General features: G+C 68.9%; 10 protein-coding genes. 4 read left to right on the top strand and 6 right to left on the bottom strand.

Annotated features, from left to right (window positions below; genetic code table 11):
* Window positions 1–214: 214 nt before the first annotated feature.
* Window positions 215–3,334 (top strand): autotransporter outer membrane beta-barrel domain-containing protein, encoded by a 3,120-nt coding sequence (locus ACAM42_RS28020; protein WP_369630104.1) that lies wholly within the window; start codon window positions 215–217, stop codon window positions 3,332–3,334.
* A gap of 29 nt (window positions 3,335–3,363) precedes the next feature.
* On the opposite strand, the gene ACAM42_RS28015 is transcribed toward ACAM42_RS28020, so the two are convergent.
* From ACAM42_RS28015 to ACAM42_RS27995, 5 genes are all read right to left on the bottom strand, one after another.
* Complete coding sequence (locus ACAM42_RS28015) at window positions 3,364–3,786, bottom strand: ribbon-helix-helix domain-containing protein (RefSeq protein ID WP_369630103.1); 423 nt, start codon at window positions 3,784–3,786, stop codon at window positions 3,364–3,366.
* Window positions 3,787–3,860: 74 nt separating this feature from the next.
* Window positions 3,861–4,439, bottom strand: coding sequence for a DJ-1/PfpI family protein (locus tag ACAM42_RS28010; RefSeq protein WP_159272943.1), 579 nt, complete (start codon window positions 4,437–4,439; stop codon window positions 3,861–3,863).
* 127 nt (window positions 4,440–4,566) lie between these two features.
* Complete coding sequence (locus ACAM42_RS28005) at window positions 4,567–5,421, bottom strand: carbohydrate ABC transporter permease (RefSeq protein ID WP_070062655.1); 855 nt, start codon at window positions 5,419–5,421, stop codon at window positions 4,567–4,569.
* Complete coding sequence (locus tag ACAM42_RS28000; protein ID WP_062481532.1) at window positions 5,418–6,308, bottom strand: carbohydrate ABC transporter permease; 891 nt, start codon at window positions 6,306–6,308, stop codon at window positions 5,418–5,420. Before ACAM42_RS28000 ends, ACAM42_RS28005 begins: the two co-directional genes overlap by 4 nt.
* A gap of 91 nt (window positions 6,309–6,399) precedes the next feature.
* Window positions 6,400–7,686, bottom strand: a complete 1,287-nt coding sequence (locus ACAM42_RS27995) for a sugar ABC transporter substrate-binding protein (RefSeq protein WP_369630102.1) — start codon at window positions 7,684–7,686, stop codon at window positions 6,400–6,402.
* A 221-nt stretch (window positions 7,687–7,907) separates the two neighbouring features.
* Here ACAM42_RS27995 and ACAM42_RS27990 point away from each other — a divergent pair, with 221 nt between their 5' ends.
* Genes ACAM42_RS27990 through ACAM42_RS27980 form a run of 3 tightly spaced genes read left to right on the top strand, consistent with a single transcriptional unit; the run spans window position 7,908 to window position 11,435 of the window.
* Entirely contained in the window at window positions 7,908–8,741 is an 834-nt protein-coding gene (locus tag ACAM42_RS27990) for an SDR family oxidoreductase (protein ID WP_369632812.1), read from the top strand.
* 36 nt (window positions 8,742–8,777) lie between these two features.
* Window positions 8,778–9,974 carry an ABC transporter ATP-binding protein gene (locus ACAM42_RS27985; protein WP_369630101.1) on the top strand — a complete coding sequence of 399 codons (1,197 nt, stop codon included), beginning with the start codon at window positions 8,778–8,780 and terminating at the stop codon, window positions 9,972–9,974.
* Between the two features lie 18 nt (window positions 9,975–9,992).
* Window positions 9,993–11,435: an aldehyde dehydrogenase gene (locus tag ACAM42_RS27980; protein ID WP_369630100.1), complete on the top strand. Its 1,443-nt coding sequence runs from the start codon at window positions 9,993–9,995 to the stop codon at window positions 11,433–11,435.
* 33 nt (window positions 11,436–11,468) lie between these two features.
* Here ACAM42_RS27980 and ACAM42_RS27975 read toward each other — a convergent pair whose 3' ends face one another.
* Window positions 11,469–12,428, bottom strand: coding sequence for a LysR family transcriptional regulator (locus ACAM42_RS27975; protein WP_062481526.1), 960 nt, complete (start codon window positions 12,426–12,428; stop codon window positions 11,469–11,471).
* Between the last annotated feature and the right edge of the window lie 33 nt (window positions 12,429–12,461).

Raw genomic sequence — 12,461 nt, 5'->3', positions numbered from 1 at the left:
CGTCTACCGAAGGGCCTGACAGAGGCGGAGTGGCCCCGCATGGGGCGGCCGCTCCCGTTTCAGGGTAGCCCCTTGCAGGGATACGCGTAACCGGCACCCGTTCTTACATTTTTGACTTGTAAATCCGAAATCGTCGCCGTGGGGAGGAGCAAGCCATTGCTGCTGCACACGGAGGTCCACCTGCTCAGTCAGTGAACGAAGAGGGAGTTGAGTCATGAACAAGATCTTCCGAACCCTGTGGAGTCCCACCGCCGGCACCTGGGTGGCCGCGCCGGAAATCGCGCGCGGCCACGCGCGATCGTGCAGCGGGGGCGGCGTGCGCGCGGTGGCTGCAGCGGCGGCAACGGCAGCACTGTGGGTCTGCGTCGTGCCGGTGCTCGCGGCCGGCGGCGCGGGCGGCCAGCCGGTCGGGGACACGTCGCTGAACGGGGGCGCCGGCGGCAGCGACGGCACGGGCGGCAGCGGCGGGCTCAACGACACCACGGTCAACGCCTTCGGCGGCGCGGGCGGATCGTCCACGCCGGGCGGCGTCACGGCGGGCGCCAACGCCAGCATCGGCGGCTTCGGTGGTGCCACGCCGGGCACCGGCGGCGCGGCCGGCGCGGCCAGCACGCCCACCGGTCCTGGTGCGTTCCAGGGCGACGCCGGCGGCGCGGGCCAGGCGCAGACCGGTGACGCGGCCAACGGCAACGGCTACGGCGGGGGCGGCGGCGGTGGCTTCCAGGGCATGTCGATCGCCAACAACGTGGCCAATTCGTCCGACAGCTACACCGGCGGCATCGGTGGCGCGGGCGGCAACGGGTACTGGGCCGCGGGCGGCGGCGGTGCCGGCGGCTACGGTTCGATCCTCAGCGGCCCGCTCGGCAGCTACACGGCCACGGGATCTTCCACGGGCGCCGCCGGCGGCAAGGGCGGCGACGCCTTCTCGCAGGGCGGCGGCGGTGGCAGCGGGGGCGGCGGGTTCTACCTGAACGCGACCAACCCGGGGCTCAGCTTCACCAACACCGGTCCCCTCACGGGCGGGGCGGGCGGCGCCGGCGGGGCCGAATTGGCGCCCGCCCGTTCCAACGCCTCGGGCGGCGGCGGCGGCGCAGGGGGCATCGGCGCGACGTTGGCGGGCGTCGCGGTCACGGTCAGCAACTCCGGCGCGATCACGGGCGGTGCCGGGGGCGCGGGCGGCGCGGCCGGCGGCGGTGCGGGCGGCACCGGTTCACCGGGCGGCGGCGGCGACGGCGGGGCGGGCCTCGCGTCGACCGGCGCGGGCGCAACCCTCACCAACACCGGCACCATCGCCGGTGGGGCGGGCGGCGTCGGCGGGGCGAACAGCAACGGCGGACCGAGCGGTGCCAGCGGCGTGGGCGGCGTCGGGGTGACGGGCGCGAACCTCGCGCTGACCAACGGCGGAACCATCTCGGGCGGCCTGGGCGGCGACGGCGTCACGCGCGCCGCGGCGGTCGCATTCACGGGCGGCACCAACAGCCTCACGCTGAACACCGGCTCGTCGATGACGGGCGCGATTTCGATCGGCGCGGGCGCCACCGCCAGCGTCATCGCGGGCGCCGGCGGCCTCAGCGTCAGCAACGCCTTGCTGCTGGGCGGCACGGGCACCATCGACACCAACGGGAACGCCCTGACGTGGACCGGCGCGATCTCCGGCGCCAGCGATCTCGTGAAGATCGGCGCGGGCGTGCTGACGCTGAGCGGTGCCGACACCCACTCGGGCGCCACCAACGTCGCGGCGGGCACCCTGCGCGCGGGCGCTGTCAACGTGCTCAGCAGCGCGAGTCCCTTCACCGTGGCCACCGGCGCGACGCTCGACCTGGCGGGCAACAGCCAGACCCTCGCATCGATGGCCCACAGCGGCACCGTCTCGCTGGTGGGCGCGGTGCCGGGCACCACGCTCACCGTCAACGGCCCGTGGGTGGGCAACGGCGGCACGCTGCGGCTGGGGACCGCGCTGGGCGGCAGCGCGAGCGCGAGCGACCGGCTCATCCTGAGCGGCGCCACCGCCGTCGCCAGCGGCACGACGAATGTGCAGATCACCAACCTGGGCGGCCTGGGCGCGCTCACCACGGGCAACGGCATCGAGGTGATCAGCGCCCTCAACGGCGCGACCACCACCGCGCAGACGACCAAGAGCGCGTTCGTGCTGACCGGCACGCACGTGGATGCGGGCGCCTACGAGTACCGGCTGCATGCGGCCGATGCCGCCGGCGCGGGCGAGAACTGGTACCTGCGCTCGACCGCTGCACCCGTGACACCCGTGACACCCGTGACGCCTGTCCCGCCCGTCACGCCGCCTGCTGGCGGTGGCGGCTCGGGCACTGGCGGCACCGGCGTCGTGCCCGTGCTCGCCGTGCCCACCTACCGCGCCGAAGTGCCGCTGTACGCCGCGCTGCCCGAGCAGCTGCGCCAGTCCAGCTTCGCGATGCTCGGCAACAGGCGCCTGCGCATGGGTGAGGACCTTGTAGCGGGCGCAAACCCGGCCAAGCCCACGCAGGGCTACCGCGAGGCCTGGGGCCGCATCATCAGCACCGACCGCACCATCGCGCAGGGCGGCACCGTGAGCCCCACGAGCAAGGGGCGCCTCACGGGCTTCCAGGCCGGCACCGACCTGTGGGCCAACCCCGACTGGCACGCGGGCGTGTACGTCGGCCAGCTCGACGGCGACATGCGCGTGAACGGCTTTGCCAGCGGCCTGGCGAACCTCGGCGTGGGCACCAACAACCAGAAGAGCGAATACCTGGGCGCCTATGCCACCTGGAAGCACGCCAGCGGCGTGTACGTCGACGGCGTGCTGCAGGCCGGGCGCCACCGCTACACCGCCAGGCCCACGCTGGGCTTCTCCCGGGGCGGCAAGGGCAACAGCCTGCTGGCGTCCATCGAGGTGGGGCAGTCGATTCCCATTGCGCAGAACTGGACCCTCGAGCCGCAGGTGCAGCTGGTGCACCAGCGCGTGAGCCTGGGCGACACGGGCATCTCCGGCGCGCTCGTGCAGCAGAACAGCCACAACGGCTGGCGGGCACGCGCCGGCGTGCGCGTGAAGGGCGAGTTCGTCACCAGCGCCGGGGTGCTGCAGCCTTATGTGCGGGTCAATTTCCACCGCAGCAGCCGCGGCACCGACGTCACCCGCTTCGTCGGCCCGGCCGGCTTCACCGACATCGCGACGCGCACCGGCGGCAGCAGCACCGAGCTGGCGGCGGGGGCCACGCTGCAGGTGGCCGAGAACACGAGCGTGTATGTGGAGCTGGGCAAGCTGTGGTCGGGCTCCGGCGGCGACTCGCGCATCAAGAGCGGGGTGAACGCGAGCGTCGGCGTGAAGATGCGCTGGTGATCTCGTGAAGGGGCGCGCAAGGGCGGCGTCTACGCATGCCGCCGCGCGGCGGTGTGGAGCGTGTGCACGCGGGCCTCGCCCGACGGCTGTGCAGGCGACGGCCGCCCCCAACCCTGCGGCAGTTCATGCAGCACGGCGTTCGCATCGAGCGAGCGGATCGCGACCGACGTGTCGGCCGGAATCCGTCCCTGCGCCACCATCGCCTCGTAGCGCAGCGCGCACACGCGCAGGAACGACGCGAAGTTGCCGACCTCGCCGCGCGCCGCCACCAGCTCGTCGTACAGCCGCTCGATGAGCTGCACCACGGCCATGCCGTCGCGCTGCGCGATCTCTTCGAGCACCTGCCAGAACAGGTTCTCGAGCCGGATGCTGGTGACCACGCCGTGCAGCCGCACCGAGCGCGTGCGCGCGTCGTAGCTTTGCGGATCGGCGCTGATGAAGACTTCGCACATGGGCCATCTCCTTGAGAGGCTGAATGAATCGGGGCGACGCGGCACTGTAGCGCCGCCCACGCACTTCCGTCCGATCAGTGTTCGATGCGGGTGCCCAGCACCACCAGGAACTGCGACAGCCACGCCGGATGCGCCGGCCAGGCCGGTGCGGTGACGAGGTTGCGGTCGGTCACCGCCTGGTCGACCGGGATGCCCATGTACTCGGCGCCGGCCAGTTCCACCTCGACCTGGCAGGCCGGGTAGGCCGACACCTTGCGGCCCTTGATGAGGCCCGTGGCCGCGAGCAGCTGCGCGCCGTGGCAGACGGCGGCCACCGGCTTGTCGGTCGCGAGGAAGTGGCGCGCGATCTCGACCACGCGGCTGTGCATGCGCAGGTACTCGGGCGCGCGGCCGCCGGGGATCACGAGCGCGTCGTAGGCCTCGGGGCGCACCTCGTCGAAGGTTGCGTTCAGCGTGAAGCGGTGGCCCGGCTTCTCGCTGTAGGTCTGCGCGCCCTCGAAGTCGTGGATGGCGGTGTGCACCCAGTCGCCGGCCTTCTTGTCGGGCGCCACCGCATGCACGGTGTGGCCGACGGCCAGCAGGGTCTGGAACGGCACCATGGTTTCGTAGTCTTCGGCGTAGTCGCCGCAGAGCATCAGGATCTTGCGAGCCATCGGGTTTGTCTCCTTCGGATGAGGTGTAGCGAAACCGGTCGGCGCAGGGTGCGCGCCGGCCGTCGCCGCATTATTCGAAGGGGGCGGGCGCAGCGGGTAGCAGCGGGCTGTGATGCCGCTGCGGTCGCTATTTGACCGAGCCCGCGGTCAGGCCTTGCACCATGTAGCGCTGCATCCACGCAAACAAAATGGCGACCGGAACCACGGCGCAGATCGCCGCGGCCATCACCAGCTCCCACTGCACCACGTACTGGCCCGCGACCATGTTGGTGACGAGCACGGTCAGCGTCTGCTTCTCCGTGGAGCGGATCAGCGTGTAGACCACGGCGAACTCGTTCCAGGCATTGACGAAGGTGACCAGCGCCGTGACCGCCATGGCCGGCAAGGCCAGCGGCAGGAACACCTTGCAGACCGTGCGCACCGGGCCCGAGCCTTCGAGCCAGGCCGACTCCTCCAGGTCGCGCGGAATGGTCTCGAAGTAGGAGGTCATCATCCAGACGGCAAAGGCAATGCCGAAGGCACCATAGGCCACCACCACGGACAGGCGCGAGTCGGTCATGTTGCCGCCCTCGAACCAGGGCAGGCTGGCCGCCATCTTGAACAGGCCCACCACCAGCAGCACGGGCGAGATCATCTGCGTGATGAGCAGGAACTGCCGGTAGCCGCCCTGGCCGCGAAACTTCAGGCGCGCCAGCGCATAGGCGGAAGGCACGCTGACGGCAATCGTCAGCACCGTGGCGCAGAGCGACACCAGCAGGCTGTTCAGCAGCGCGCGCCCGAACCCGGTCTGGGTCCACATGGCGGAGAAGTTGCTCCACTGCCACTGCTGCGGCAGCCAGCGCGCCGGATAGACGTAGATCTCGGACGCCGGCTTGAGCGCCGTGAAGAACATCACCGCGAGCGGAAAGACGACCACGGCCACCAGCGGCGCGAGCAGCAGCCAGCACCAGAGGCTGCGCACGAGTTTGTCGGGGCGGATCATGCGGCGGCCTTCGCGGACTGGCGCTTCTGCAGGCGCAGGTAGAACACGGTGAAGGCCAGCAGCAAGGCCAGCATCACGAGCGAAATGGCGGCTGCCTCGCCGGGGCGGCCCAGGCGGAAGCCCAGCTGGTACAGCCAGGTGACGAGGATGTGCGTGGCGTTGTCCGGCCCGCCCTGCGTCATGATCCAGATGATGGGGAACGAGTTGAAGACGTAGATCACGTTCAGCACGATCGCCATGTGGATGAAGGGCTTGAGCAGCGGCAGCGTGAGCCGGCGAAACTGCTGCCAGCGCGATGCGCCTTCGATGCCGGCTGCTTCGTAGATGTCCTGCGACACCGACGACAGCCCGCCCAGGAAGATGGTGACGGTGAAGGGGATGGACACCAGGATGCCCACGCCCACCTCGACCCAGAAAGCCAGCTGCCCATCGGCCAGCCAGTTGATCGGCTCCCGGATGATCCCGACCATCGCGAGGCTCGCATTGACCATGCCGTACTGGCCGTTGAAGGACCAGGTCCAGACGATGGCCGTCATGGTCAGCGACACCGCCCAGGGCAGCATCACGATAGTGCGCGCCACGCCCCGGCCATAGAAATCCTGCTGCAGGATGAGTGCGATCGGCACAGCGCACAGCACCGCGCCACCGACCACGCACACCGTCCATTGCACCGTGCGCCACACCACATGGGCGAACACCGGATCGGTGAACACGGTGCGAAAGTTGTCCAGGCCGTTGAAGGCCCGCAACAGGCCGAAGCGCGAGATGTCGTGCACCGACTGGAACACCAGGGTGGACAGCGGATAGGCCAGGATGAAGAGGGTGAGCAACAGGCTCGGCGCAATCAGCCCCCAAGCCAGGGCAGGGCCTCGAACAGGATTCTGCATAGGGCAATTCGATCGGATGGGCGTGGTTGGGCGTGGTGCGACACGCGGGAAGGCGGCGCAGCCCGGCGGCTGCGCCCCGGGGCTTGCTCGCTTATTTCTTGTTGAGCTTGGTGTTGGCTTCGGCCGCGGCCTTGTCCAGCGCCGCCTTCGGTTCCGCCTTGCCCTGGTAGATGGCCTGCAGCGCGTTGGTGACGGCCTGCGCCGAGTCTTCCCAGCCGGCGACCAGCGGGGCGAAGCGCGCGTTGGGCAGCAGGGTCACGAACTCGGAGAGCACCGGGTCGTCCTTGAACACGGGGTCGTTGGCCACCTCGCGCGTCACCGGCATGAAGCCTTCGCCCTGGTCGAACTTCAGCCGCGCGGTTTTCGAGAACATGAAGTTCAGGAATTTCTGGGCGGTTTCCTTGTTCTTCGAGGTCTTGAACATCATGATCGAATCGGTCACGCCGAAGGTGATGTCCTTGCCGCCATTGGGCACGCCGGTGATGCCGTATTTCAGTTGCGGCGCGTCCTTGGCGATTTCCTTGGCCAGCGGCGGCAGCGAAATGACCATGCCCAATCGCCCCTGCTTGAACAGGTTGTGCAGGTCGTAGCGCGTGTTGCCGGCCACGCCGGGCTCGGTCAGGCCCTGGTCGATCATGCTTTTGTAGAGCGTGGCGGCTTTCACGCCGGTCGGCGAATTGAAGGCGGCCTTGTTGCCCGCATCGAGCACGTCGCCGCCCATGCTCCACAGCGCGTAGTAGAAATAAGTGTCGGTATCCAGGTCCTTGCCCTGGATGCCATAGCCGTAGGCCCCCGTGGCCTTGATCTTTTTCGCGGCGGCAATCACGTCGTCCCAGGTCTTGGGGCCATTGGGAAAGCCCGCCTTGCTCAGCATGTCCTTGTTATAGAACATGGCGCGCACGCTGGCTGCAATAGGCAGGGCGTAAGGCTTTCCGTTGATATTGCCGGCTTTCAGGAAGGCCGGAATGAATTGGTCCTTGAACGCCGCATTGGCGTAATTGTCGACCGGCTCCACCAGGCCGTCGTTCACGAAATCGCCGACCCAGCGGGTCGCGACGTGGGCCAGGTCGGGCGGGTTGTTGCTGGCGATTTCCGCCTGCAGTTTCTGCTGCATGTTCTCCCAGCTTCCCACCTCGACCTTGACCTTGTCTCCCGGGTTGGCCTTTTCGTAGTCCCGGGCCAGCGCCTCCAGCCAGGGGCGCGTGTTGTCGCTGTAGCTGGACATGGCGATGCGGATATTTCCCGCCTGAGCCGTGAGGGAGGAAAGACCCAGAAGAATTGCGCCTGCCAATAGAGTTGCATTTTGTTTTTTCATATTTAATTCCTCGTGAAGTGATTGAAAATTAATTGAATACACGTCGGGATCTGCTGCGATCAATGCTTTCGCTTTTTATCTTACGAGTCGGTCGAATGGCGCCATAGATAGAGCTAACCCTCGATTTCTAAAAAACAGAACCCTGCCTGCGAAATATTGAAGGACAAATTCTGGTGGCGTCCTGTACGCTTCAAAATTCGAGCTCGAATTGCGCGCGGTAATTCATTGCCGCCCGGTCGGGAGAGGTATTGGCAATTCACAGGGCGCATTGCGTGGACACATCAATTTCGACTTCGTCTTCGGTTCATCCCCACGCGCCGTCCCGGCGCGTGACGCTGGTCACGGGCGCCGCGGGCGGCATCGGCCAGGCCCTGTGCCGCCGCGTGCTGCAGGCCGGTGACCGGCTGATCGCGCTGGACCACGACGCGGGCGCACTGGAAGGCCTGGCGGCCGTGTTGGCCGGGCAGGGCGTGAGTGCCGACGACCTGGCGCGGCTGCATCCTTTGGTGGCGGACGTCACCGACTGCGCTGGCCTGTGCGACAAGGTGGCCACGGCCGTTGCGGCTGTCGGCCCGGTGGATGTGCTGGTGTCGAACGTGGGCGCCGCGCGCGGGCCGACGGTGCGCAAGACCACGCCGCAGGACTGGCAGGCCGACATCCAGCTCAACCTCAACGGCGCGTTCCATTGCGTGGAGGCGGTGCGCCACGCCATGGTCGAGCGCCGCAGCGGGCAGCTGGTGCTCATCGGCTCGGTCAACGCGCTGACCACGCTCGGCCACCCGGCCTACAGCGCGGCCAAGGCTGCTTTGGTCAGCTACACCCGCTCGCTCGCCATGGAGCTGGGCGCCTACGGCATCCGCGCCAACATCGTGCTGCCGGGCACCGTCAAGACGCCCGCCTGGCAGGCGCGGGCCGACAAGAACCCGCAGGTGTTCGAGCAGCTGAAGAAGTGGTACCCGCTGGGAGACTTCGCGACACCGGACGACGTGGCCGATGCCGTGCTCTTCCTGGCGTCGCCCGCCGCGCGCGTCATCACGGGCGTGGCATTGCCGGTGGACGCGGGCCTGATGGCGGGCATCCTGCCGATGGCCCGCGAGATCACGGTCGAAGACTACTGAGCCGGCGACTCACTTCCATAAAGACAAGGAGACCCCATGGCTCAGGTTCAACTCAAGCAACTGCGCAAGGATTTCGCCGGCGTGCCCGTCGTGCACGGCATCGACCTGGACATTGCCCACGGCGAGTTCGTCGTGCTCGTCGGCCCTTCGGGCTGCGGCAAGTCGACGCTGCTGCGCATGATCGCGGGGCTGGAGCCCATCAGCGGCGGCGAGCTGCGCATCGGCGGCGCGCGCGCCAACGACCTGTCGCCGCAAAAGCGCAACATCTCGATGGTGTTCCAGAGCTATGCGCTTTACCCGCACCTGTCGGTCTACGAGAACATCGCCTTCGGCCCGCGCACGCGCGGCGAAGCCGAAAGCGACTTCCGCCCGCGCATCGAGAAGGCCGCCAGCCTGCTCAACCTCACGCCGTACCTGGACCGCCTGCCGCGCGCGCTCTCGGGCGGACAGCGCCAGCGCGTGGCCATGGGCCGCGCCGTGGTGCGCGAGCCCGCGCTGTTCCTCTTCGACGAGCCGCTGTCCAACCTGGATGCGCAGCTGCGCGTGCAGATGCGCGCCGAGATCAAGGCCCTGCACCAGCGCCTGGGCAACACCATGGTCTACGTCACGCACGACCAGGTGGAAGCCATGACCATGGCCGACCGCATCGTCGTGATGCGTGCCGGCCGGGTGGAGCAGGTCGGTGCGCCGCTCGAGCTCTACGACCGCCCGGTCAACCGCTTCGTGGCGGGCTTCATCGGCTCGCCCGCCATGAACTTCACGCAGGGGCAGGTGCATCGCGCACACGGCCGCACCTGGCTCGCGCTGCCCGACGGCCAGAGCTGGGACCTGCCCACGTCCGGGTGCACGCCCCTGCTGGCCGATGGACAGCACGTGCTGCTGGGGCTGCGGCCCGAGCATCTGCAGTTGGCCCCCGAGGGCCTGGCGCTGCGCGTGATCCTCACGGAGTCGACGGGCGACAAGACGCAGATCTACGGCACCGTGGCGGGCAGCGAGACGCCCTGGTGCGTGTCCGTGCACGATCGCGTGGCCCTCAAGCCCGGCGACCTCGTGCACCTGCAGGTCCGCGAGGCCGCGTCGACCCATTGCTTCGATGCACAGACCGAGCGCCATGTGGGCGTCGCGGCCCCGGCGCCGGCCGGGTACAGGCCGTCCGCGTCCAGCGTGGACGCGCGTGCCGGCGGCAGTGACGGCCAGCGCCATGCCGCGTCGATCGCGTATTCGTACGGCTAGGCCATGCGCAACCATTGCATGTCCGAAGTCGAAACGGGCAACCACATCGGCGGGTGCTGGTCGACCACCGTCGACACCCTGCCAGTGGTCAACCCGGCCAACGGCGACACCCTCGCCACGGTGCCCCGTTCGGGCCGCGAGACGGCGGACGAGGCGGTCGCCGCCGCCAAGGCCGCTGCCAACGCGTGGGCCGCCACGCCTGTGTTCGAGCGCGCGGCGATGTGCATGGCGATCGCGGCCGGGATCGATGCCGCGCGCGAGGCCCTCGCACACACGCTGTCGTGCGAGCAGGGCAAGGTCCTGGCCGAGGCGCTGGGCGAGGTCGCCAAGGCCGCCGACGGCTTCCGGCTTGCCGCCGAACTCGTCAAGCAGATGGGCGGCAAGACGCTGCCGGCGGAAGACCCGGGCAAGCTCGTCATGACGCTGCGGCAGCCGCGCGGCGTGTATGGCGTCATCACGCCCTGGAACTTCCCGGTCAACATTCCGGTGGAGTACCTCGCCCCCGGCATCGCCACCGGCAACACCCTCGTCTGGGTGCCAGCGCCGTCCACCGCGCTCGTGGCCTGCGCGCTGATGGCAGTCATCGAAAAGGCCGGCCTGCCCGCAGGCGTTCTCAACCTGGTGATCGGCGAGGGCGCGACCGTGGGCGATGCGGTGGTTGTGCACCCGGACGTGACCGCCATCGCCTTCACCGGCAGCACCGCGACGGGCCAGCGCATCGCCGAGCGAGGTGCCGGAAAGCCCCTGCTGCTCGAGCTCGGAGGCAACGGGCCCGTGATCGTTTTCGAGGACGCCGACCTCGATGCGGCAGCCGCTGCGGCGGCGGGCGGCGCGTTCTTCAATGCGGGGCAGGTGTGCGCGGCGACGGGGTGCGTGCTGGCCCATGCCAGCGTGGTCGACCGCCTCTGCGACAAGCTGGTCGCCCGGGCCGCCGAGCAGGTGCTGGGCAACCCCTTGCATCCCGCGACGACCATGGGGCCGCTCAACAACGCCCAGGTGGCGGCCAAGGTGCGCGCGCATGTGGACGATGCCGTTGAACAGGGTGCGCGCGTGCTGTGCGGTGGCCGCGCGCGGCCGGACCTGGGCAGCGACCTCTTCTTCGAGCCCACCGTGGTGCGCGACGTCACGCCCGCCATGCGGCTGTGCCGGGAAGAAACCTTCGGCCCCGTCGTGCCGGTCATCGCCTTCCAGGACGAAGCCCAGGCCCTGGCGTTGGCCCTGCAGAACGACTACGGCCTCTCGGTGGGCGTCTTCACACAAGACATCGGCCGCGGCATCGCCCTGGCCAAGGCGATTCCCGCAGGCATCGTCAACATCAATGCGGGCACCACCTGGTGGGAAATCCACCTGCCCTTTGGCGGTGGCTGCGGCAAGAAGAGCGGCATCGGCCGGCTGGGCGGCATGCACACGCTGGAGGCGATGACCGAGATCAAGATGATCACGGTCACGCTGCCGGGTTGAACCTTTCGATGCCGACGATCCCGCGCGCGGGGACTACTCCGGCTTTCCCCTGGCGGGCGTGCGAGCGGCGGTGGCGCGCCCCGGCTTCACGGGACGTTGCCACCCCTGCATGTAGGCGATCAGCGACTGCGACAGGTGATTCGCCGCGAGCGACAGCCGCCGGGAATAGCTCGCGACCAGCGTGGCGCGTGCCGAGCGCAGCGACGCATCGGTGAGCGGAATGGCCACCACCTTGCCGGCCTCGATCAGCGGTGCGACCACGTCGCTCGGCTGGAAGGTGATGAGGTCCGACTCCGCGACCAGCCGGCTCGCGAAGGACAGCGAATTCGTCTCGACCGCGATGTTCAGCTTGAACTTGCCTTTGGAGCTGACGCGGTCGACCAGCTGGCGCAGGCCGAAGGAGCGGTCGGGCAGCGCCAGGGGCGCGTCGGCGACTTCCGCGAGCGTGCAGCTGCGCTGTTGTGCCAGGGGATGCTGTGTCGAAGCGATCACGCACAGCGGCTGCTCGATCTTCTGCAGCTCGATGAGGTCGGGGCGCGGCGAGGCGCCGAACAGAATGCCCAGGTCGTACTTGTGCTCCGCCACCGACTCGCCCACCGCATGCGAGCCCATGAGATCGAGCGAGAAGGTGATGCCCGGGTGCGTGCGGATGAAGCTCGGCATGAAGCTGGTGAGCAGGCCGTGCAGGATGCCTTCCACGCACCCCACCCGCACGTGGCCTTTGGCCAGCGTCTCGTACTCGTGGATCTGGCCCTTCAGGTCGGCCAGCTGCGTCTTGTTGTCCTGCGCATAGCGCAGCAGCAGTTCGCCGGCCGCGGTCAGCGCCATGCCCCGTGCGTGGCGCTCGAAGACGGGCACGCCCAGTTCGTCTTCCAGCAGCGCGATCTGCCGGCTCACGGCGCTCTGGGCGACGAAGAGCTTTTCCGCCGCCACGCGCACGGAGCCGAAGGCCGCGACCTCGTAGAAGTACCGAAGGGTGGTGGATTCGATCATGCGTGCACTCTACGGGATGGCAGGGAAGGGGCG

It is taken from the genome of Variovorax sp. V35 (assembly GCF_041154465.1).
Classification (GTDB): Bacteria; Pseudomonadota; Gammaproteobacteria; order Burkholderiales; family Burkholderiaceae_C; genus Variovorax; species Variovorax boronicumulans.
Note: the sequence above shows the minus strand (reverse complement) of the source record. Positions and strands in the feature narration are given on the sequence as shown.

Bases quoted from the DNA above. Each gene is read 5' to 3' on its own strand.
- ACAM42_RS28020 (WP_369630104.1), top strand. From the start codon at position 215: ATGAACAAGATCTTCCGAACCCTGTGGAGTCCCACCGCCGGCACCTGG.
- ACAM42_RS28015 (WP_369630103.1), bottom strand. From the start codon at position 3,786: ATGTGCGAAGTCTTCATCAGCGCCGATCCGCAAAGCTACGACGCGCGC.
- ACAM42_RS28010 (WP_159272943.1), bottom strand. From the start codon at position 4,439: ATGGCTCGCAAGATCCTGATGCTCTGCGGCGACTACGCCGAAGACTAC.
- ACAM42_RS28005 (WP_070062655.1), bottom strand. From the start codon at position 5,421: ATGATCCGCCCCGACAAACTCGTGCGCAGCCTCTGGTGCTGGCTGCTG.
- ACAM42_RS28000 (WP_062481532.1), bottom strand. From the start codon at position 6,308: ATGCAGAATCCTGTTCGAGGCCCTGCCCTGGCTTGGGGGCTGATTGCG.
- ACAM42_RS27985 (WP_369630101.1), top strand. From the start codon at position 8,778: ATGGCTCAGGTTCAACTCAAGCAACTGCGCAAGGATTTCGCCGGCGTG.
- ACAM42_RS27980 (WP_369630100.1), top strand. From the start codon at position 9,993: ATGTCCGAAGTCGAAACGGGCAACCACATCGGCGGGTGCTGGTCGACC.
- ACAM42_RS27975 (WP_062481526.1), bottom strand. From the start codon at position 12,428: ATGATCGAATCCACCACCCTTCGGTACTTCTACGAGGTCGCGGCCTTC.